This window comes from Streptomyces sp. YS-3, from assembly GCF_045257485.1.
Taxonomy (GTDB): Bacteria; Actinomycetota; Actinomycetes; order Streptomycetales; family Streptomycetaceae; genus Streptomyces.
Window position 1 is genome coordinate 14,752 of sequence record NZ_JBJHPC010000016.1, and the last position, 19,257, is coordinate 34,008.

The following is a 19,257-nucleotide window of genomic DNA, read 5'->3' on the forward strand; positions in this document are numbered from 1 at the left end:
GTGAACATGACTTTGCCGAACCGTCATGCGTTACTTGTCGGTTGACTCCTGAACGGGGCCATCCGACCCAGCCGCGCCGCCGGGGGCCTCCGTGGGCTCGGCGGGTCCGGTGGCCTGCGCGGCCTTCGTGGTCGCCGCAGCCTCGGTGGCCGTCGCGCCCTCGGTGGTCGCCGTGCCCTCAGGGGTCGCTGCGGCCTCAGGGGCCGTCGCAGCCTCAGGGGTCGCTGCCGCCTTCGTGGTCGGCGCGGCCTTCGTGGCCGCCGCGGCCTTCGTGGCCGCCGCGGCCTCGGTGGCCGTCGCGCCCTCAGGGGTCACCGCACCCTCAGGGGTCGCCGCAACCTCAGGGCTCGCCGCAGCCTCAGCCGCAGTCGGCTCCGGCGCCTCCGCCGAGGCTCCAGCCTCCGCCGCCGCGGCGGCCTCCCCCTTCGTTTCCGACAGCTCGACCGACTCCCGTGCCTGCGGCAGTACCGCCTCGCCCGGGACCTGGTCCGGGGCGTTCTCCGGGTGGTGGCACGCCACCTGGTGGCCGGTCTTGAGGGCGATCAGCGGCGGCTCCTGCGTCTTGCAGACCTCCGTCGCCTTCCAGCAGCGGGTGTGGAAGCGGCAGCCGCTCGGCGGCGAGATGGGCGAGGGCACATCTCCCTTGAGCAGGATGCGCTCGCTCTTGACGCCCTTGCGCTTGGGGTCCGGCACCGGCACCGCGGAGAGCAGCGCCTTGGTGTACGGGTGCATGGGGGCGGTGTACAGCGACTTGCGGTCGGCGAGCTCCACGATCTTGCCGAGGTACATCACCGCGATCCGGTCCGAGACGTGCCGGATGACCGACAGGTCGTGGGCGATGATCACGTAGGTGAGGCCCAGTTCGCTCTGGAGGTCGTCCAGGAGGTTGACCACCTGCGCCTGGATCGACACGTCGAGCGCCGAGACCGGCTCGTCCGCCACGACCAGCTTCGGGTTGAGCGCGAGCGCGCGGGCGATGCCGATGCGCTGGCGCTGGCCGCCGGAGAACTCGTGCGGATAGCGGTTGTAGTGCTCGGGGTTGAGGCCCACCAGCGCCATCAGCCGCTGGACCTCCTTCTTCACCCCGCCCTCGGGCGTGACGCCCTGGAGCCGGAAGGGGGTGGAGACGATCCCGCCGATGGTGTGGCGCGGGTTCAGCGAGCCGTACGGGTCCTGGAAGATCATCTGCATGTCGCGCCGGAGCGGACGCATCTTCCCGGCCGACATGTGCGTGATGTCGTGGCCCTCGAACTCGACCTTGCCGCCGGTCGGTTCGAGCAGCCGGGTCACCAGCCGGCCCATCGTCGACTTGCCGCAGCCCGACTCGCCCACCACGCCGAGGGTCTCACCCGGCATGACGTCGAAGGAGACGCCGTCAACCGCCTTGACCGCGCCGGTCTGCCGCCCGAGCAGCCCCTTCTTGATGGGGAAGTGCTTGGTGAGCCCCTCCACCCTGAGAAGCGGCTCGGGCGAGGTGGCCGACTGCTCCGGGATCGCCTTCTCGGTGCCCTCGGTGCCCGGGGCGGGCTTCTTCTCGCTCTCGCTCACAGCTTCGGCGCAATCTCTTCGGTCCAGATACGGGTCCGCTCCTCCTGCGACATGTGGCAGGCCGAGAAGTGCCCTTCGGCGTCGTCCCACTGCTTGAGCTCGGGACGCACGGTGCGCGTGACGTTGTCCTTGGGGAGGTCCGCGTACGGGCAGCGCGGGTTGAAGGCGCAGCCGGACGGCACGTTGATCAGCGACGGCGGCGAGCCCTTGACGGGGATCAGCCGGTCGGTCTCCTCGCGGTCGATGCGGGGCATCGACCCCAGCAGGCCCCAGGTGTAGGGGTGCTGGGGCTCGTAGAAGACCTTCTCGGCGGGGCCGCGCTCGATGCACCGGCCGCCGTACATCACCAGGAGGTCGTCCGCCATCTCGGCGACCACACCGAGGTCGTGCGTGATCATGATGACCGCGGAGCCGAACTCCTTCTGCAGGTCCCGGATGAGGTCCAGGATCTGCGCCTGCACGGTGACGTCCAGGGCGGTGGTCGGCTCGTCCGCGATCAGCAGCTCGGGGTTGTTGACCAGCGCCATCGCGATCATCGCGCGCTGGCGCATACCGCCGGAGAACTCGTGCGGGTAGGAGTCCACGCGCTTGCCGGGCTCGGGGATGCCGACCCGGTCGAGCATCTCGACGGCCCGGGTCCTGGCGACCTTCTTGGAGACCTGGTTGTGGACCCGGTAGGCCTCCACGATCTGGGCGCCGACCGTGTAGTACGGGTGCATCGCCGAGAGCGGGTCCTGGAAGATCATCGCCATCTTCCGGCCGCGCAGCCGCCGTACGTGGTCGGGGTCGGCGCCGATCAGCTCCTCGCCGTCCAGCCACACCTCGCCGGAGATCTGCGCGTTGGCGCTGCGGTGCAGCCCCATCACGCCGAGCGAGGTCACCGACTTGCCGGAGCCGGACTCGCCCACGATGCCGAGGGTCTTGCCGGGCTTGATGTCGAAGCTGACCCCGTCGACGGACTTGACCAGGCCGTCGTCGGTGTTGAAGTGGATGCGCAGGTCCCGTACGGAGAGGAAGGCCTCCCCGGCGTCGGCGGGGCGCTCGGCCACCGGCTCGCCGACGGCCGCGCCGGTCTTGTTCAGGTCGCTCACGAGAGCCTCACCCTGGGGTCGATCGCGGCGTACACCAGGTCCACCAGCAGATTGCAGAGAACGATGAAGAAGGCGGCGACCAGGGTCACGCCCATCACGACCGGGAGGTCGTTGTTGCGGACGCCGTCGACCGCGTAGAAGCCGAGGCCCGGGAAGGAGAAGACCTGCTCGGTGATGACCGCGCCGCCGATCAGCAGACCGAAGTCCATGCCGAAGATGGTGACGATCGGGGTGAGCGCGGCACGCAGGCCGTGCTTGCCGATGACGGTCCGCTCCCGCAGGCCCTTGGCACGGGCGGTGCGGATGTAGTCCTCCCCCATGGTCTCCAGCATTCCGGCCCGGGTGAGCCGGGCGTAGAGCGCGGAGTAGAGGAAGGCGAGGCTGCACCAGGGGATCAGGAGGTTCCAGGCCCATTCGGCTGGATTGTCCATGAAGGGCACATAGTGCACCCCGGACCAGATGGGCCATTGGACCGTGAACAGTCCCTGGCCCAGCATCCCGGTGAAGAAGATCGGGAGGGACACCCCGGCGAGGGCGATGGCCATGAAGAAGCGGTCCATGAACGATCCCCGCTTGAGGGCGGAGACGACACCGACCGCCACACCGGAGGTCAGCCAGATGACGGCCGCGCCGATGGCGAGCGAGAAGGTGACCGGGATGCGGTCGGTCAGCTGCGGCCAGACCTCGACGTGGTTCTTGAACGAGTAGCCGAAGCAGGGGGCGTTGCAGACCGAGGCGTCGGGACCGAACTGGTAGGTCGCGCCGACGAAGATCTGCTTGATGAAGTGCCAGTACTGGGTGTAGAGCGGTTGATCGAACCCGAGGTTCTTCTTCACCGCGGCGATCGCACCGGCATTGGCGTCCTTGCCCACGTACTGGGCGGCCAACTGGTCCATCGTCTGGCCGGCCAGCCGGGGCACCAGGAAGTAAATCGCGAAGGTGACCGCGCTGACGATCAGCAGCAGGACCACCGCGCCGAAAGCGCGTCGGATGATGTACGCAGCCACAGCTGTCCGGCAGCCGGTGCCCGCCAGGCCGGGGGTCTTCCCGACCCGGCGGGCACCGGAGCCTTCACCTGCCTTTCAAAGAACTCGGGGGCTCAGCCGCTTTACTTGGAGGAACCCATCAGCAGGTAGTCGTACATACCGAGGTACGCCTGGGTGACCGTGACGTTCGTCGCGGACGTCGGGCGGAACAGCAGGTTCTTGCGGTAGATCAGCGGAACGGCGGAGGCGTTCTCGGCGACCATCTTGTCGATGTCGCCCCAGGCCTTCTCACGGGCGGTCTTGTCCGTGTTGGAGATGGCGTCGTTCAGCGCCTTGTTGATCGCCGGGTCGTTCAGCTCCTGGACGTTGTTGCCACCGGACGGCTTGATGGCCGAGCCGTTGATGATCTGGTCCAGGAAGCCGAAGCCGGTCGGCCAGTCGGCACCCCACGCGGTCATGAGCATGCCGAGCTTGTGGTCGTGCACGTACTGCGGGTTGCCGGCGAAGTTCTGGAAGTACTTGCCCGCGGGGAAGGACTTGATCTCCGCGTTGATGTTGAGCTTCTTCAGCGACGCCTGGACCGCGGTGGCCATGGCCATCTCGGACGGGCGGTCGGAGCGGGCCGTCAGGTTCGTGGAGAACCCGTTCGGCTGGTTGCACTGCTTGAGTTCTTCCTTGGCCTTGGCCTCGTCGCCCTTGTCACCAGGGGTCTCGTACAGGTTGAACTTGGCGTAGCCGTTGACCGACGGCGGCAGCAGCGTCGAGGCGACGTCACCCTTGGGCGCGCCACCCGCGGCGGCCTGGATCGACGCCTTGTCGATGCCCCACTGCACGGCCTTGCGGCAGTGGATGTTGTCGAACGGGGCGACGTTCACGTTCAGACCGATGTACGAGGTCGCGCCGGCGTACGAACCGTCCGTCTGCGACTTGTACTTCGGGCTGGTGAGGACCTTCGGCTGGGTCTGCGGGGAGACACCGGTGCCGGCCGCGTCGGCGGTCAGGTTGTCGGCGAGCAGGTCGTTGTCGACCGTGACCGCGTTGACCTTGAACCGGATGCTGATCTTGTCCGGCAGGGCCGGGCGGTTCGGGTCGGTCTTCGGGTCCCACTGGGTGTTGCGGACGAGGGTCGCGCCCTTGCCCTCCTCGTAGGACTCGAACTTGTACGGGCCGGAGGAGATGATGTGCTGGACGTAGGTCGCGCCCTTGTCCTTGTCCCTCGGCACCGGCGCCGTCTGCGAGAACGTCGCCAGGTAGTCGAAGTCCGCGAAGGCGTCCTTCAGCTTGAAGACGATGGTGGAGTCGTCCGGGGTCTCGATGGACGCGATGCCCTTGGGGTCCTTGTTCTTGTACGGACCCTCGTACTTGTCGCCACCCTCCAGGTGGGACTTGAAGTACGTCGGGCCGTTGGACAGGGCCTCGGGGGCGAAGTTCGAGCGCTCGACGGCGTACTTGACGTCCTTCGAGGTGATCGGCGTGCCGTCCTCGAACTTCAGGCCCTTCTTCAGGGTGTACGTCCAGGTCTTCGCGTCGGCGCTGGGCTTGCCGAGCGACTCCGCGAGGTCCGGGACCACGGTCAGGCCGTCCTTGCCGGCGGCCGGCTTGAACGTGGTGAGCGTACGGCCGTACAGGCGGGAGAAGTTCTGCACCCAGCCGTAGTACGTGTTGCCCGGGTCCATCGAGTCCGGGACGTCCGACATGGCGTAGGTGGCGGTGCCACCCTTCTTGTCGGACTTGTTCACGATCTGGCTGAGCGCGGCGTCGGTGACCGACTTACCGCCGCTGCCGCCCTTGTCGTCCTTGGAGTCGTTGCACGCGGTGGCCCCCAGTGTCAGCGCCACGGCGGTAGCGATCAGAACGGTCGCTTTTCTCGTCTTCACCTGAGGAATGCCCCCTCTATGGATGGTTGCGGCAGATGTGTCGTTGTGTGTGGCAGGTGCCGCGTGCTTACTTGCCTCGCGGGTCGAGGGCGTCTCGCAGCCCGTCGCCCAGCAGGTTGAACGCCAGGACCGTGATGAAGATGGCCAGGCCCGGCACGATCATGTACTGCGGGTCCGCCTCGTAGAGGTCGGTCGCGGTGGAGAGCATTCCGCCCCACGATGCCTGCGGCGGCGAGATGCCGACGCCGAGGAAGCTGAGTCCGGCCTCGAACAGGATGTTCGTGGGGATCAGGAGCGTGGCGTAGACCAGGATCGGGGCCACCAGGTTCGGCAGCAGCTCCCTGATCAGGATGAACGGACCGCGGGCGCCGAGGCTCCTGGCCGCCTCGACGAACTCGCGTTCGCGCAGGCTGAGCGTCTGGGCTCGGACGATACGGCCCATGTAGGGCCAGCTGAAGAAGCCGATCACGAAGATCAGCACGCTGATCCTCAGTGGCAGCCCGGTCAGTCCGAACGCTCCGTCCTGGAGCGACGCGGAGATCGAGATGGCGAAGAGCAGGAGCGGGAACGCCAGGAAGACGTCCATCGCGCGGCTGATCAGGGTGTCCGCCCAGCCGCCGTAGAACCCTGCCGTGACGCCCATGATCACGCCGATGACGACCGAGAGCAGCGTGGCGCCGCCCGCGACGAGCAGCGACACCCAGGAGCCCTCGATGATGCGGGACAGGATGTCGCGCCCGTACTGCGGGTCGACACCCAGCGGATGCTCCCAGCTCATGCCGCCCCAGGCTCCCTTGGGAGCCAGCAGGGCCGGGTCGATCAGGTCCTGGTGGAACTCGTTCGGGTCGAGCCCGAACGCCCACTGGATCGGCTTGGAGAGAACGGCGAGCAGGACGAGCAGGACGACGACGACGCCACCGGCGACCGCGAGTTTGTCGCGCTTGAAGCGCGTCCAGGCGATCTGTCCGAGCGAACGGCCCTCGATCTGGCTCTGCTTGGCCCCCGTGAGTACTGCCTCCGGCGGCACCTCGGCAGCCGATCCGGTGGTCTCGAGCGGTGCGGTCACAGTGCCTCTGACCCCTCCCGGCCGGCGGATGGCCGGCCCGTACCAGCCGCTGTGGCGGCTTGTTCCATCAGGTGGTGCGGTGATCTGCGACGGGCCGAACCGGCCCTTGTTAGCCGGGAGTCTTCAACGCGTTCGCGATCACCCGCCAGACCTGACGGTGAATGGTTGCCTAAACGTGATGCGGTCAGATGACTTCCGTTATGCGGACGTCGTGATCGTCTGAGCGGACCAGTCGTGTACTAACCGACCAGATCGGTCATGTCGCCCAACTCCCCAGATGAACTGGTGAATTGGGTGGACCAGTGGGCGGCAACCGGGACAGGAGCGACTGTTGGGTACGTGTGGGGCGTGTGCGGCTTGTGCGACTTGCGGATGTGCCTCAGTAGGCGCGCGGGGCGGCCGGCGGATAGCCGTACCCGCTCGCGGGGGCCGCCGGTGCGGAGTGCGCCTCGCGGTCGTAGAAGGCCCGGCCCCGGGCGCGCAGCCACATCCCGACCGGGTCGTACTCGTCGGAGAGGGCGACGGTGGAGACCGGCAGCCCCTCGGGGACGGCGGCGACCGACTGCTGCATCATCGCGCGCACCGCGTCGACGGACTGCGGCCCGGTGTCGTAGAGATCGAGGCCGATGGCCAGGTACGGGGTGCCGAGCGCGGGCTGCACCCAGGCGCGGCGCAGCGCCCGCACGGCGGGGGTGCGGTGCGCGTGCTGCGCGAGCAGGGCGTAGAACTGCGGGATCTCCACGGCCGGTTCGGTGATCCGCAGCGGGCCGGCCGGCATCCGGTCCAGGCCGGTGGCGATCCGGCGCAGATCCGGCCACGGGATGCCGACCCCGCCGCCCGGGGCGTGCGGGTTGAGCCAGATCCCGTACCGGTCGGGGTAGAGGGCGCGGGCGATGTCCCGGCCGGTGACCACCTCGTGGGCCCGGTTCCAGCCACTGGCGGAGAGCTCCTGGGCGGAGGTCACACAGGGGGCGTACGCCACCCCGTCGACCTCCATGTTCCCGTACTGCGCGTCGGGGGCGCCGGGGCCGCCGTGCCACAGCAGCATCCACAGCCGGCCGGAGGAGGGGTCGGCGAGGGCGTGCAGCAGCGCCTCGTACGCGTCGTAGCGTCCGGGGGCCACCTGGCGCAGCATGTGCTCGACCTGCCCGGCCGCCGCGGTGCCTGACGCACTCACCCTGGGTCCCGCCCCTCTTCGTTCCCCCGCGCCGCCGGTGCACAGGCGGGCGGCCGTGGGGGGTCTACGGATTATGGAACCAGCTTATGCGGGAGGACCGCGGAGCGGCCCGCGCGCGGGCGGACCGGTGCCGGGGTGCGGGACTTTCGCAACACGCCCTAGGGCGTGGGGCGGGTGTAGAAGGGGCGCACGCGTTCCCGCATCCAGTCCCCCACCGGGTCCTGGGCGACGTCGAGCAGCACCAGGTTCACCGGCCAGCCGACCGGGACCCGGCCCAGCGCCCGGCCCAGCGCCTCCATGGGGGCGTTGCGCCCGGCCCCGTCCCAGGTGGCGAACTCCACGCCGATGAAGAGGGTCGGCTCGTCCCCCTCGATGGAGGCGAGCGCGCGGCGGGCGGTGCGGACCACGCCGATGGCCTCGAACTCGGCGGAGGCGGCGGTCAGGAAGTCCACCGGGTCCTCCTGCCAGTCGGGCTCGAAGAGCCGCACCCGGGCGCCGGAGGCGGGGCCGTCCAGGGCGGTGCGCCCGGTGCGGCAGAGCTCGGCCACGGCGGGCGGCGGCAGCGGCACACCGACCGCGCCCTCCGGGTTCAGCGCGATGCCCAGCTGCGGCGGCAGCCCCCGGGCGAACTCGACGGCCGGCGCGATCGCGAACGACATGTGCGGGCCGACGCACTGGAGGAACTGCTGCTCGGAGCTGTAGACCGGGACGTACGGCGCGCCGTCGATCTCCATGGTGGGCAGATCGAGATCCCGGCTGTCCTGGCCGCCGCCGTTGGGAAGCGGCACCCAGACGGAGTTGCGGCCCATGACCTCTATCAGGCGCGGGCCCGCCGTCGGGTTGCCCAGGGCCGCCGCCAGAGCCTCCTCCAGCTCGTTGCCCGGCCAGCCGCCGCCGCCCTGCGGGAGCGGGTGCGGGAAGTTCATATGCCGTCCTTCGTCTTCGCGTGACTGCGGGTGTCAGTGGGGTCAGCGGGTGTTCGCGGGTGCCCTGCGGGCCGTACGGCGCCGGCCGCGCGGTCCCCCGCCGGAACTCTAGCCCCGGCCGGGCGGCTCCCCGAAAGCGATCCGGTCCACCGCCCCGGCCGCCTCCCGGTCCAGCAGCACCGCCGACGCCACCCCCCTCGGGAGCCGGCCCGCCGCGACCGCCGCTATCAGCCGCGGCACCGCCCGGGAGTGGCGGGCGAAGGCGTACGCGGAGACCTTGCGCCCGCGGGCCGCCTGGCCCGCCAGCGCCACCTCCGGCGGGACGTCGAGCAGCACCAGATGGAGGCGGCGCCCGCCCCGGGCCGCCCGGCGCGCCAGAGACCAGCGCACCCAGGCGTGGGTGCCGCAGTCGTGCACGACCAGGCCCCTACCCGCCCGCAGCGCGCGGTGCGTCCGCAGGAAATGGGCGACGCGGGCCACCGGGCGGTACAGCGCGTACGGCACCCCGGGCAGCCGGGCCTCCCAGGCCCTGCGGGTGTCCTGCGAGTCGATGCCGAGGCCGGGCGCGGCCTGCCGCAGCAGGGTGGTCTTGCCGCTGCCCGGCAGCCCGGAGACCACCACCACGTCACCCGCGGCGAACCGAAGCGTGCGCGGGGTGCGTCCGGCGCGCCCGCGCAGGTCCCGCACCACGGGCGCCGCGCCGGGCGCCGTGGCGCCGGGCGCCGTGGCGCGCTGCGCGGGCACCGCCCGGCCGGCCTTCGCCGCCGTGTGCCTGTGCACCGTCATCGGTCCTCCCCTGCCGGGTCGTGCGACCCTTCCCCAATGTGCGTAAAGAGATGGTAATGAGGCCTGAGCGATATGCCGTTCCTCGGAGCCGTGCAATGATGTGCCCGCCAACTGCATACCGGCCGCTTGAATCCACGCGGGAGAGTCCCCGGCAGTTCCCCCAAGGCCCCGGAAGGCCTGGTGGATCGCGGGGCGCCGAAGGAGCAAGTCCCTCCCTTGAATCTCTCAGGCCCCGTACCGCGTGGATGAGGCAGATCTGAAAAGCGGGCCGCGCGTCCCCGGACGGCGCGGCTCCACCCAAGGTGCAAGCCGGGTCTCCCGGCGAACCTCTCAGGTTCCGATGACAGATGGGGAGGATCGTCCTCGCCGTCATGCCCTGGGAGCCACACCCTCATGAGCAACCCCCGTCTCACCGCCCTTGACGCGACGCACCGTTCGCTGGGCGCGACCATGACCGACTTCGCCGGCTGGGACATGCCGCTGCGCTACGGCAGCGAGCGCGACGAGCACAACGCCGTCCGCACCAGGGCCGGTCTCTTCGACCTCTCCCACATGGGCGAGATCACCGTCACCGGCCCCGAGGCCGTCAAGGCCCTGGACTACGCGCTCGTCGGCAACATCGGCACCATCGGCGTGGGCCGCGCGCGCTACACGATGATCTGCCAGGAGGACGGCGGCATCGTCGACGACCTGATCGTCTACCGCCTCGGCGAGAGCGAGTACATGGTCGTCGCCAACGCGGGCAACGCCCAGGTCGTCCTGGACGCGGTCACCGAGCGCGCGGCCGGCTTCGACGCCGAGGTCCGCGACGACCGCGACAACTACGCGCTGCTCGCCGTCCAGGGCCCCGAGTCCCCCGGCATCCTGCAGTCGCTCACCGACGCCGACCTGGACGGGCTGAAGTACTACGCGGGCCTGCCCGGCACGGTGGCCGGCGTCCCGGCGCTGATCGCCCGTACGGGCTACACCGGTGAGGACGGCTTCGAGCTCTTCGTGGCCCCGGCCGACGCCGAGAAGCTGTGGCAGGCGCTCACCGAGGCGGGCCGGGACGCGGGCCTGGTGCCGTGCGGTCTGTCCTGCCGCGACACGCTCCGCCTGGAGGCGGGCATGCCGCTGTACGGGCACGAGCTGACCACCGCGCTGACCCCGTTCGACGCGGGGCTCGGCCGGGTCGTGAAGTTCGAGAAGGAGGGCGACTTCGTGGGGCGCGCGGCCCTGGAGGCCGCCGCCGAGCGCGCCGCCGCCAAGGCGCCGCGCAAGCTGGTGGGTCTGGTGGCCGAGGGCCGCCGGGTGCCGCGCGCCGGGTTCTCGGTGGTCGCGAACGGCGAGGTCGTCGGCGAGGTCACCTCGGGCGCCCCGTCGCCCACGCTGGGCAAGCCGATCGCCATGGCGTACGTGGACGCCGAGCACGCCGCACCGGGCACCTCCGGCGTCGGCGTGGACATTCGCGGTACGCATGAGCCGTACGAGGTCGTGGCGCTGCCGTTCTACAAGCGCCAGAAGTGACCCCTCGCACACGCACCGCATGACTTTTCCGTTCACCACCACTCCCCCTCGTACAGGAGAATTCTGGTCATGAGCAACCCCCAGCAGCTGCGCTACAGCAAGGAGCACGAGTGGCTGTCGGACGCCGAGGGCGGCGTCTCGACGGTCGGCATCACGGAGCACGCGGCCAACGCGCTCGGTGACGTGGTGTTCGTCCAGCTCCCGGCGGTCGGTGACAAGGTGACCGCGGGCGAGACCTGCGGCGAGCTGGAGTCGACGAAGTCGGTCAGCGACCTCTACTCCCCGGTGACGGGCGAGGTCACCGAGGCCAACCAGGACGTCGTCGACGACCCGTCGCTGGTCAACACCGCCCCCTTCGAGGGCGGCTGGCTGTTCAAGGTGCGCGTGGAGGGCGAGCCGGACGACCTGCTCTCCTCCGACGAGTACACCGCCTTCACCGCCGGCTGACCTACCACTCCAGGGATCTTCCGATGTCGCTTCTGAACCAGTCCCTCCATGAGCTGGACCCGGACGTCGCCGCCGCCGTCGACGCCGAGCTCCACCGTCAGCAGTCCACCCTCGAAATGATCGCCTCGGAGAACTTCGCTCCGGTCGCGGTCATGGAGGCCCAGGGCTCGGTCCTCACCAACAAGTACGCCGAGGGCTACCCGGGGCGCCGCTACTACGGCGGCTGCGAGCACGTCGACGTGGTCGAGCAGATCGCGATCGACCGCGTCAAGGCGCTCTTCGGCGCCGAGCACGCCAACGTGCAGCCGCACTCGGGCGCCCAGGCCAACGCGGCGGCGATGTTCGCGCTGCTGAAGCCGGGCGACACGATCATGGGCCTGAACCTGGCCCACGGCGGTCACCTGACCCACGGCATGAAGATCAACTTCTCCGGCAAGCTCTACAACGTGGTCCCGTACCACGTCGACGAGCAGACCGGCCAGGTCGACATGGCCGAGGTCGAGCGCCTCGCCAAGGAGTCCAAGCCGCAGCTGATCGTGGCCGGCTGGTCGGCGTACCCGCGCCAGCTGGACTTCGCCGCCTTCCGCCGGATCGCGGACGAGGTCGGCGCGTACCTGATGGTCGACATGGCCCACTTCGCGGGTCTGGTCGCCGCGGGTCTGCACCCGAACCCGGTGCCGCACGCCCACGTCGTGACCACCACCACGCACAAGACCCTCGGCGGTCCGCGCGGCGGTGTGATCCTGTCGACGCAGGAGCTCGCCAAGAAGATCAACTCGGCGGTCTTCCCGGGTCAGCAGGGCGGCCCCCTGGAGCACGTGATCGCCGCCAAGGCGGTCTCGTTCAAGGTCGCGGCCTCGGACGACTTCAAGGAGCGCCAGCAGCGCACCCTGGACGGCGCCCGGATCCTCGCCGAGCGCCTGGTCCAGGACGACGTCACCCGGGTCGGCGTCTCGGTCCTGTCCGGCGGCACGGACGTGCACCTGGTCCTGGTGGACCTGCGCAACTCCGAGCTCGACGGCCAGCAGGCCGAGGACCGCCTCCACGAGGTCGGCATCACGGTCAACCGCAACGCCATCCCGAACGACCCGCGGCCCCCGATGGTCACCTCGGGTCTGCGGATCGGCACGCCGGCGCTGGCCACCCGCGGTTTCGGCGCGGACGACTTCCGTGAGGTTGCCGACATCATCGCCGAGGCCCTGAAGCCGGACTTCGACAAGGACGCGCTGGCCGCACGGGTCTCCGCCCTGGCCGCGAAGCACCCCCTGTACCCCGGCCTGAAGTAGTTTCGTACCCTTTTGTTCGTACGAACCTTCGGGGCACCGCGCACACTGGACGCACACTGGACAGTGAGAGCGGTGCCCCGAACCCTTGCACCGCCCGTTCCACCTGCTCGCTCTGCACCACCCGGCAGACAACGGCGTCTACCCCACCAAGGAGTCCTTCCGTGGCCATCTCGGTCTTCGACCTGTTCTCGATCGGCATCGGCCCGTCCAGCTCCCACACGGTCGGCCCGATGCGCGCGGCCCGGATGTTCGCGCGCCGTCTGAAGAACGAGGGCCTGCTGGCCCACACCGCCTCGATACGGGCCGAGCTGTACGGCTCGCTGGGCGCCACCGGCCACGGCCACGGCACCCCCAAGGCGGTCCTGCTGGGCCTGGAGGGCAACTCGCCGCGCACGGTCGACGTCGAGCGCGCCGACGACGAGGTGGAGCGGATCAAGTCCAGCGGGCGGATCAACCTGCTCGGCGCCCACGAGATCCCCTTCGACTTCGACGAGGACCTGATCCTGCACCGCCGCAAGGCGCTGCCGTACCACGCCAACGGCATGACGGTCTTCGCGTACGACAGCGAGGGCGCCCTGGTCCTGGAGAAGACGTACTACTCGGTCGGCGGCGGCTTCGTGGTGGACGAGGACGCGGTGGCCGGGGAGAACCCGATCGTCCCCGACGACACCGTCCTGAAGTACCCCTTCCGCACCGGCGACGAGCTGCTGCGCCTCGCGGGCGAGACAGGTCTGTCGATCTCCGCCATGATGCTGGAGAACGAGAAGGCCTGGCGCACCGAGGACGAGATCCGCGCCGGGCTGCTGGAGATCTGGCGGGTGATGCAGGCGTGCGTCTCGCGCGGCATGTCCCGCGAGGGCATCCTGCCGGGCGGCCTCAAGGTCCGCCGCCGCGCCGCCACCACCGCCCGCCAGCTGCGCGCCGAGGGCAACCCGGACGCGCACGCGATGGAGTGGGCGACGCTGTACGCGATGGCGGTGAACGAGGAGAACGCGGCGGGCGGCCGGGTCGTCACCGCCCCCACCAACGGCGCCGCGGGCATCATCCCGGCCGTGCTGCACTACTACATGAACTTCGTGCCCGGCGCGGACGACGAGGGCGTGGTCCGCTTCCTGCTGGCCGCGGGCGCGATCGGCATGCTCTTCAAGGAGAACGCCTCGATCTCCGGCGCCGAGGTCGGCTGCCAGGGCGAGGTCGGCTCGGCCTGCTCGATGGCCGCGGGCGCCCTGGCCGAGGTCCTCGGCGGCACCCCCGAGCAGGTGGAGAACGCCGCGGAGATCGGCATGGAGCACAACCTGGGCCTGACCTGCGACCCGGTCGGCGGTCTGGTGCAGATCCCGTGCATCGAGCGCAACGGCATGGCGGCCGTGAAGGCCGTGACGGCGGCGAAGATGGCGATGCGCGGCGACGGCAGCCACAAGGTCTCCCTGGACAAGGTCATCAAGACCATGAAGGAGACGGGCGCCGACATGTCGGTGAAGTACAAGGAGACCGCGCGCGGCGGTCTGGCCGTCAACATCATCGAGTGCTGACGGCTCCGCCGGCCGGCCCGTGTGGAGACGGGCCGGCCGGCGGGCTCGGGGTCACTTGTCGAGGGACGCCCAGAACTCCTCGAAGGAGAGCTTGCCGTCGCCGTTGGCGTCCTTGGCCCTGATGATGGCCTGGGCCACGGTCTCGGTGACGTGGAAGTCGCCCAGCTGGGCCATGACCTGCTTGTACTCGGTCGCCGTCACCTCGCCGTTGCCGTCGACGTCGAGCCGCGCGAACGCCTTGCGGGCCTCTTCGATGTCCGCCACTGGGTCCACCCCTATCTTGGTGCGTTTTTGACGGGGGTCAGACTAACCGGCCCACCGCCCCTCCCCGTACGGCGGTGGCCGCCGCCGGATCGTCACGGGGCCGCAGAGAAGGCAGGGACATGGGACAGGAACTGGGCGGCATACTGGCCGCCGCAGCGCGGGGGCACTTCCCGCCCGCCGACGGGACGACGACCGTCGTTCCCCAGCCGAACCCGCGCGACGCGGGCGTGCTGGCGTTCACCGCGCACTCGGTGGTCTTCCTGGACGAGGACCCGCAGTGGGTGCGGGACACACTCGCGGCCACCGACGCCGATCCGCTCGGCGCCTCGATGAACCCCGGGGTTCCTGGCCGCCCTGATGGCCCGTACCGGCCGCCGGATGACCTGCGTCGACCTCCTCACCTGCGCCCCCGCCCTGCCCGGTGAGCCGCCGCTCGCGCTGACCGAGCTGCGCGACCCGGACCACCCCCGGGTGGCGCGGGCCCACAAGTTCCGCGACGAGGTGCGGGTGTGGGCGGCGGACGGCGGGGTGCTGGTGCTCGGGCGGGGCGTGGCCGGGCGCTGGGAGGCGGCGATCGAGGTGGACGAGGGCGCCCGGGGGCGCGGGCTGGGCGTACGGCTCGCGCTGGCGGCCCGGCATCTGGCACCCGAGCCGGTCCTGTGGGCCCAGCAGTCCCCGGGCAACGCCCGCAGCGTACGGACGTTCCAGGCGGCGGGGTACCGCCCCGTCGGCTCGGAGGCGCTCCTCGTGGCGCACTGAACCCCGGGCGGGGAGCAGCGGGCAAGGGGCAGCGGGCAGCGGGCGCGCCAAACCTCGCGTACGGCATGTCGAGGCATCGAGTTCCGGCCAAAAGTCCGGGACCCTCTTCCCTACGCTCCGCCACCGGGCGATAACTTCGTGCTGTCGCCGCCACACCGGGAGCACAGGGCTCCCAGGGACTCGCGGCGCTGGGGCGATTCAGGAGTGACTGCCACCACTGAAGCAACCACCACTTTCACCTTCCAGCCGTTCACCCGGAGCTGCCGGCTCATCTGGGACGAGGGCGACCACGTCCTCATCGGGGTGAGCCCGGGAAACAGCTACTTCAGCGCCGAGCGCATCGCCGGTCTCGTCCGCTGGGCCCGCGCCCGTTTCGACCGGGTCGACCTCGTCTACGCCGACCGCCATGTGGACCGGATGTTCACCACGCTCGGCTACGACGACGAGCACGCGCGCCGACGGGCCGCCAAGGAGCTCAAGGCGGTCCGCAGAAGGATCGCGCGGGGCGTCGAGGAGGCCGGCCCCGGCGGGCTCCCGGTCGGCGTCCACGCCCTCTCGGAGTTCGAGGGGAACCCGGTGTACGACCTGCTCCACCGCCGGGTGCGGCACTTCCTCGCGACCGACCGCGAGTTCCGCACCGGCTGCGAGGAGATGGCCGCCGCGTTCCTGGCCGGCAAGGCGGGCGGCCGGGTGAGCCAGGCGCAGACCGCCGCCTGTCTCGACTACATCGCCGCCGAGCTCCCGTTCTTCCTCGACACCCCGGGCATTCTCCAGGTCCCCTCCTCGGTGTCCTGCTACCACGCGCCGATCCCCCTCACCGGGCTCCTCTACGCCAGGGGCGGTGGTCTGCGCGCCTCCCGCAACCAGGCGTACGCGGTCGTGCGCCCGCGGCCCTCCGGCCCGGAAGGAGCCGCCGCGTGAGCGCCACCCGCACGGACACCGCCACCGGCACGGACACCACCACCCGTACGCTGCCGGGGTTCCCGTTCGGCCGGCGCGGCGATGTGCTCCCCGAGGAGTGCGCCGCCCTGCGCGCCGAGGCGCCGGTGGCCCGGGTGCGCACCCTGACCGGGGACACCGCCTGGCTGGTGAGCAGCCACGCGCTGGCCAGAAGTGTTCTGGAGGACGACCGGTTCAGCCTCAAGGACACCGCGTCCCCGGGCGCCCCCCGCCAGTACGCGCTGACGATCCCGCCGGAGGTCGTCAACAACATGGGGAACATCACCAGCGCGGGGCTGCGCGGCGCCGTGCTGAAGGCGCTCAACCCGCGCGCCGACGGTCTGCGCCGGTGGCTGCGCGAGCGGGCGGACGAGTTCATCGACGGGCTGCTCGCCGAGGGGCCGCCTGCGGACTTCCGGGCGGGGTTCGCCGACCCCTTCTCGGCGGCCCTGCACTGCAGGGTGATCGGGGTGCCGTTCGCGGACTGGCGGCGGCTGATGAGCGGTCTGGACATCGCGTTCATGACCAGCCCGCACCCCTTCGAGGGCTCCCGCCTCAACTGGTACAAGGACCTCGGCTACATGGTCGACCGGCTCAACGCGCCCGAGGACCGGCGCGCGGGGCTGCTGGGCCGTCTCGCGGAGCTGCGGACGGAGGAGGAGTCGGCGCACCTCACCGACGAGATGCTGGCGACGGTCGCGGTCTCGCTCTTCGGCGCGGGCGCGGTCTCCACCTCCGCGTTCCTGGTGCTGGCGGTGCTCGCGCTGCTCCAGCACCCGGAGCTGATCGCGTATCTGCGGGCGCGCCCGGACCGGATGGGCCGGGCGGTGGAGGAGCTGCTGCGCTGGAACCTGTCCATCGGCGACGGGCTGCCGCGCCTGGCCACCGAGGACGTCCGGGTCGGTGACGTCCTGGTCAGGAAGGGCGAGCTGGTGCTCGTCCTGGTCGAGGGTGCCAACTTCGACCCGGCGGTCTTCACCGACCCCGAACGGCTCGACCTGGACCGCGAGGTCAACCCGCACCTCTCCTTCGGCGCGGGCCGCCACTTCTGCCCGGCCACGGGTCTGGGCCGGGCCCACGCGGAGATCGCGCTCGGCGCGCTGGTGGAACGGCTGCCGGGGCTGCGCCTCGCGGTTCCGGCCGAGCAGTTGGTGTGGCGGACCGGCTTCATCAAGCGCCTGCCGGAACGGCTCCCGGTGCTCTGGTGAGACACGGCCGCCCCCGGGGATCACCTCCCGGGGGCGGCCGTCGGTACGCGCGGAACCCGCCGGCTCAGCGGAAGATGCCGGTGTGGCCGAGCGAGTACCGGCCCGGCTGCGGGTAGACCGCGAGGCCGTGCGGGCCCGAGCCGACCGGGATACGGGCGATCTCCCGCCCGGTGGTGGTGTCGATGGCGTACACCTCGGCGTCGTAACGGCCCGACAGCCACAGGACCTTGCCGTCCGCCGAGACCCCGCCCATGTCGGGGCTGCCGCCGTCGGGCAGGTGCCACTTCTTCGTCAGCCTGTTCTGGGCGAAGTCGAAGATGGAGATCGTGCCCTCGCCCCGGTTGGAGATGTACATCTCCTTGGAGTCGCGGCTGACGTAGAGGCCGTGGCAGCCCTTGCCGGTGGGCAGCAGCGTCGGTGTGCTGAACCGGTCGCCGTCCATGACCCACATGCCGTGCGCCATCATGTCGGCGACGTAGAAGGTCTTCCCGTCCGGGGACATCTTCACGTCCTGCGGCATCGCCCCCTCGAACGGCAGCTTCTGGTGCGCGATGACCTGCATCTTCTCCGTGTCGACCTTGAGCAGTTCGCCGGAGAACTCACAGGAGACGATGAAGTAGCGCCCGTCCATGGAGAAGTCGGCGTGGTTGACGCCCGCGCAGTGGACCGGCACGGTCTTGACCCGGTTCATGTTCACCGGCTCGCGGAACACCAGCTCGCGGTCCATCGACGCCATCACGACCGCGTACTTGCCGTTGGGCGTGAAGTAGAGGTTGTACGGGTCGGAGACCTGGACCGTGCGGCCCGCCTTGCCGGTCGCGGGGTCGATGGCGGTGAGGCTGTCCCCCAGGTCGTTGTTGACCCACAGGGTCTTCATGTCCCAGGAGGGCACCACGTGCTGGGGCTGGTGCCCGACCGGGATGGTCTCGATCACCCTGTACGTCTTGGGGTCGATCACGGAGACCGTGTTGGAGTTGGTGTTGGGCACGTAGACGCGTTCGAGGAAGTTCTTCACGGCCGGCTGGAGGGCGTTCGGGCGGTCCGCGGCGTAGGCGTCCTTGGGGTTCAGGACCGGCGGCATCCCGGGCAGGCCCTGGGGAACGGCCCGCTTCGGCACGGGCTGAGCGGCGCCCTTGGTGCCCAGGGCCTCGTTCCCGCCCTTGTCCGCGGACGAGGAGCAGCCGGCGAGCGCGGCGAGCAGGAGGCCGCACAGCAGCGCGGCGGTCCTCTTGGTGGGGGTCGGCATCAGGTCAGCAACTCCGTGGTGGTCACCGCGCGCAGTCCGCGGCGGTCGAGGTCGGCGAGGAGGACCGGCAGCGCGGCGACCGTGTCCGCGTAGCCGAAGTGCAGGCTCACCACGGATCCGTTGCGGATCCGCGCGGTGACGTTCCGCGTCACGGCCGGGGCGCCGGGCGAGGTGAAGTCGAGCGAGTCGACGTCGTAACTGAGCACGTGCGGGTATCCGGCCCGCCGGGCCAGTCTCTGAACGAGCGGCGTCGCGTACTGGGTACGGGAGGGCCGGAACCAGGTCCCGATGGAGCCGGTGAGCCGGCGCAGCCGGTCCGCGCAGCCGGTGATCTCGGCGTACGCCTCCGGCTCCGTCAGCGCGGAGATGTCGATGTGGCGCTGGGTGTGGTTGCCGAGGTCGTGGCCGCCGTCGAGGATGCGGCGGGCCATCCGGGGGTGCTCGTCGAGCCAGCTGCCGACGGCCAGGACGGTGATCCTGGCCCCGGCCCGTTCGGCCTCGGCGAGCACGGCGGTGGCCTGTCCGGGGTCGCCCTGGCCGTGGAAGGTGAGCGCGACCTTCGGCCGGTCCCGGGGGCCGTGGGTGACCTCGCCGGGCTGGGCCGGGGCCAGGA

At 70.6% G+C, this 19,257-nt stretch carries 17 protein-coding genes, 1 pseudogene and 1 riboswitch; of the genes and pseudogenes, 7 read left to right on the top strand and 11 right to left on the bottom strand.

The window, feature by feature from the left end:
- Nucleotides 1-30: 30 nt before the first annotated feature.
- The 8 genes from ACJA3G_RS03065 to ACJA3G_RS03100 form a co-directional block, all read right to left on the bottom strand.
- Nucleotides 31-1,548 (bottom strand): ABC transporter ATP-binding protein, encoded by a 1,518-nt coding sequence (locus ACJA3G_RS03065; RefSeq protein ID WP_406551286.1) that lies wholly within the window; start codon nucleotides 1,546-1,548, stop codon nucleotides 31-33.
- Complete coding sequence (locus ACJA3G_RS03070) at nucleotides 1,545-2,639, bottom strand: ABC transporter ATP-binding protein (RefSeq protein WP_406551287.1); 1,095 nt, start codon at nucleotides 2,637-2,639, stop codon at nucleotides 1,545-1,547. The genes ACJA3G_RS03065 and ACJA3G_RS03070 overlap by 4 nt, the downstream gene beginning before the upstream one ends.
- Nucleotides 2,636-3,646 carry an ABC transporter permease gene (locus ACJA3G_RS03075; RefSeq protein WP_361380970.1) on the bottom strand — a complete coding sequence of 337 codons (1,011 nt, stop codon included), beginning with the start codon at nucleotides 3,644-3,646 and terminating at the stop codon, nucleotides 2,636-2,638. Before ACJA3G_RS03075 ends, ACJA3G_RS03070 begins: the two co-directional genes overlap by 4 nt.
- 101 nt (nucleotides 3,647-3,747) lie before the next feature.
- The gene (locus ACJA3G_RS03080) at nucleotides 3,748-5,502 is read right to left on the bottom strand and encodes an ABC transporter substrate-binding protein (RefSeq protein ID WP_406551288.1); all 1,755 of its coding nucleotides are present in this window, start codon (nucleotides 5,500-5,502) and stop codon (nucleotides 3,748-3,750) included.
- A 67-nt stretch (nucleotides 5,503-5,569) separates the two neighbouring features.
- Complete coding sequence (locus ACJA3G_RS03085) at nucleotides 5,570-6,568, bottom strand: ABC transporter permease (protein ID WP_406551289.1); 999 nt, start codon at nucleotides 6,566-6,568, stop codon at nucleotides 5,570-5,572.
- Nucleotides 6,569-6,947: 379 nt separating this feature from the next.
- Entirely contained in the window at nucleotides 6,948-7,745 is a 798-nt protein-coding gene (locus ACJA3G_RS03090) for an enhanced serine sensitivity protein SseB C-terminal domain-containing protein (RefSeq protein ID WP_406551290.1), read from the bottom strand.
- Between the two features lie 158 nt (nucleotides 7,746-7,903).
- Complete coding sequence (locus tag ACJA3G_RS03095; protein ID WP_406551291.1) at nucleotides 7,904-8,671, bottom strand: enhanced serine sensitivity protein SseB; 768 nt, start codon at nucleotides 8,669-8,671, stop codon at nucleotides 7,904-7,906.
- A gap of 108 nt (nucleotides 8,672-8,779) precedes the next feature.
- Nucleotides 8,780-9,457: an AAA family ATPase gene (locus ACJA3G_RS03100; RefSeq protein WP_406551292.1), complete on the bottom strand. Its 678-nt coding sequence runs from the start codon at nucleotides 9,455-9,457 to the stop codon at nucleotides 8,780-8,782.
- 127 nt (nucleotides 9,458-9,584) lie between these two features.
- A riboswitch (glycine riboswitch) is annotated at nucleotides 9,585-9,707 on the top strand.
- 143 nt (nucleotides 9,708-9,850) lie between these two features.
- Here ACJA3G_RS03100 and gcvT point away from each other — a divergent pair.
- From gcvT to ACJA3G_RS03120, 4 genes are all read left to right on the top strand, one after another.
- Nucleotides 9,851-10,963 carry a glycine cleavage system aminomethyltransferase GcvT gene (gene gcvT / locus ACJA3G_RS03105; protein WP_406551293.1) on the top strand — a complete coding sequence of 371 codons (1,113 nt, stop codon included), beginning with the start codon at nucleotides 9,851-9,853 and terminating at the stop codon, nucleotides 10,961-10,963.
- Nucleotides 10,964-11,032: 69 nt separating this feature from the next.
- A complete protein-coding gene (gene gcvH / locus ACJA3G_RS03110; RefSeq protein WP_406551294.1) occupies nucleotides 11,033-11,410 on the top strand; it encodes a glycine cleavage system protein GcvH in 378 nt (125 codons plus the stop codon).
- Nucleotides 11,411-11,433: 23 nt separating this feature from the next.
- A complete protein-coding gene (gene glyA, locus ACJA3G_RS03115) occupies nucleotides 11,434-12,696 on the top strand; it encodes a serine hydroxymethyltransferase (RefSeq protein ID WP_406551295.1) in 1,263 nt (420 codons plus the stop codon).
- 161 nt (nucleotides 12,697-12,857) lie between these two features.
- Nucleotides 12,858-14,228 (top strand): L-serine ammonia-lyase, encoded by a 1,371-nt coding sequence (locus tag ACJA3G_RS03120; protein ID WP_406551296.1) that lies wholly within the window; start codon nucleotides 12,858-12,860, stop codon nucleotides 14,226-14,228.
- A 51-nt stretch (nucleotides 14,229-14,279) separates the two neighbouring features.
- Here the strand turns inward: ACJA3G_RS03120 and ACJA3G_RS03125 are convergent, their stop codons facing one another.
- On the bottom strand, nucleotides 14,280-14,492 hold the full coding sequence (locus ACJA3G_RS03125; RefSeq protein WP_067164534.1) for an EF-hand domain-containing protein: 213 nt from the start codon (nucleotides 14,490-14,492) through the stop codon (nucleotides 14,280-14,282).
- 119 nt (nucleotides 14,493-14,611) lie between these two features.
- Here ACJA3G_RS03125 and ACJA3G_RS03130 point away from each other — a divergent pair.
- The 3 genes and pseudogenes from ACJA3G_RS03130 to ACJA3G_RS03140 all read left to right on the top strand — a co-directional run bounded on the left by ACJA3G_RS03130 (nucleotide 14,612) and on the right by ACJA3G_RS03140 (nucleotide 17,398).
- Nucleotides 14,612-15,251, top strand: a pseudogene (locus ACJA3G_RS03130) (GNAT family N-acetyltransferase).
- A gap of 204 nt (nucleotides 15,252-15,455) precedes the next feature.
- A complete protein-coding gene (locus ACJA3G_RS03135) occupies nucleotides 15,456-16,172 on the top strand; it encodes a tRNA-dependent cyclodipeptide synthase (protein ID WP_406551297.1) in 717 nt (238 codons plus the stop codon).
- The gene (locus ACJA3G_RS03140) at nucleotides 16,169-17,398 is read left to right on the top strand and encodes a cytochrome P450 (RefSeq protein WP_406551298.1); all 1,230 of its coding nucleotides are present in this window, start codon (nucleotides 16,169-16,171) and stop codon (nucleotides 17,396-17,398) included. The genes ACJA3G_RS03135 and ACJA3G_RS03140 overlap by 4 nt, the downstream gene beginning before the upstream one ends.
- A 64-nt stretch (nucleotides 17,399-17,462) precedes the next feature.
- Here ACJA3G_RS03140 and ACJA3G_RS03145 read toward each other — a convergent pair whose 3' ends face one another.
- Both ACJA3G_RS03145 and ACJA3G_RS03150 read right to left on the bottom strand, forming a co-directional pair.
- Nucleotides 17,463-18,644 (bottom strand): YncE family protein, encoded by a 1,182-nt coding sequence (locus ACJA3G_RS03145; protein ID WP_406551299.1) that lies wholly within the window; start codon nucleotides 18,642-18,644, stop codon nucleotides 17,463-17,465.
- Nucleotides 18,644-19,257, bottom strand: a 614-nt coding sequence (locus tag ACJA3G_RS03150; protein WP_406551300.1) for a polysaccharide deacetylase family protein, incomplete at its 5' end; no start/stop codon positions are given. The genes ACJA3G_RS03150 and ACJA3G_RS03145, both read right to left, overlap by 1 nt.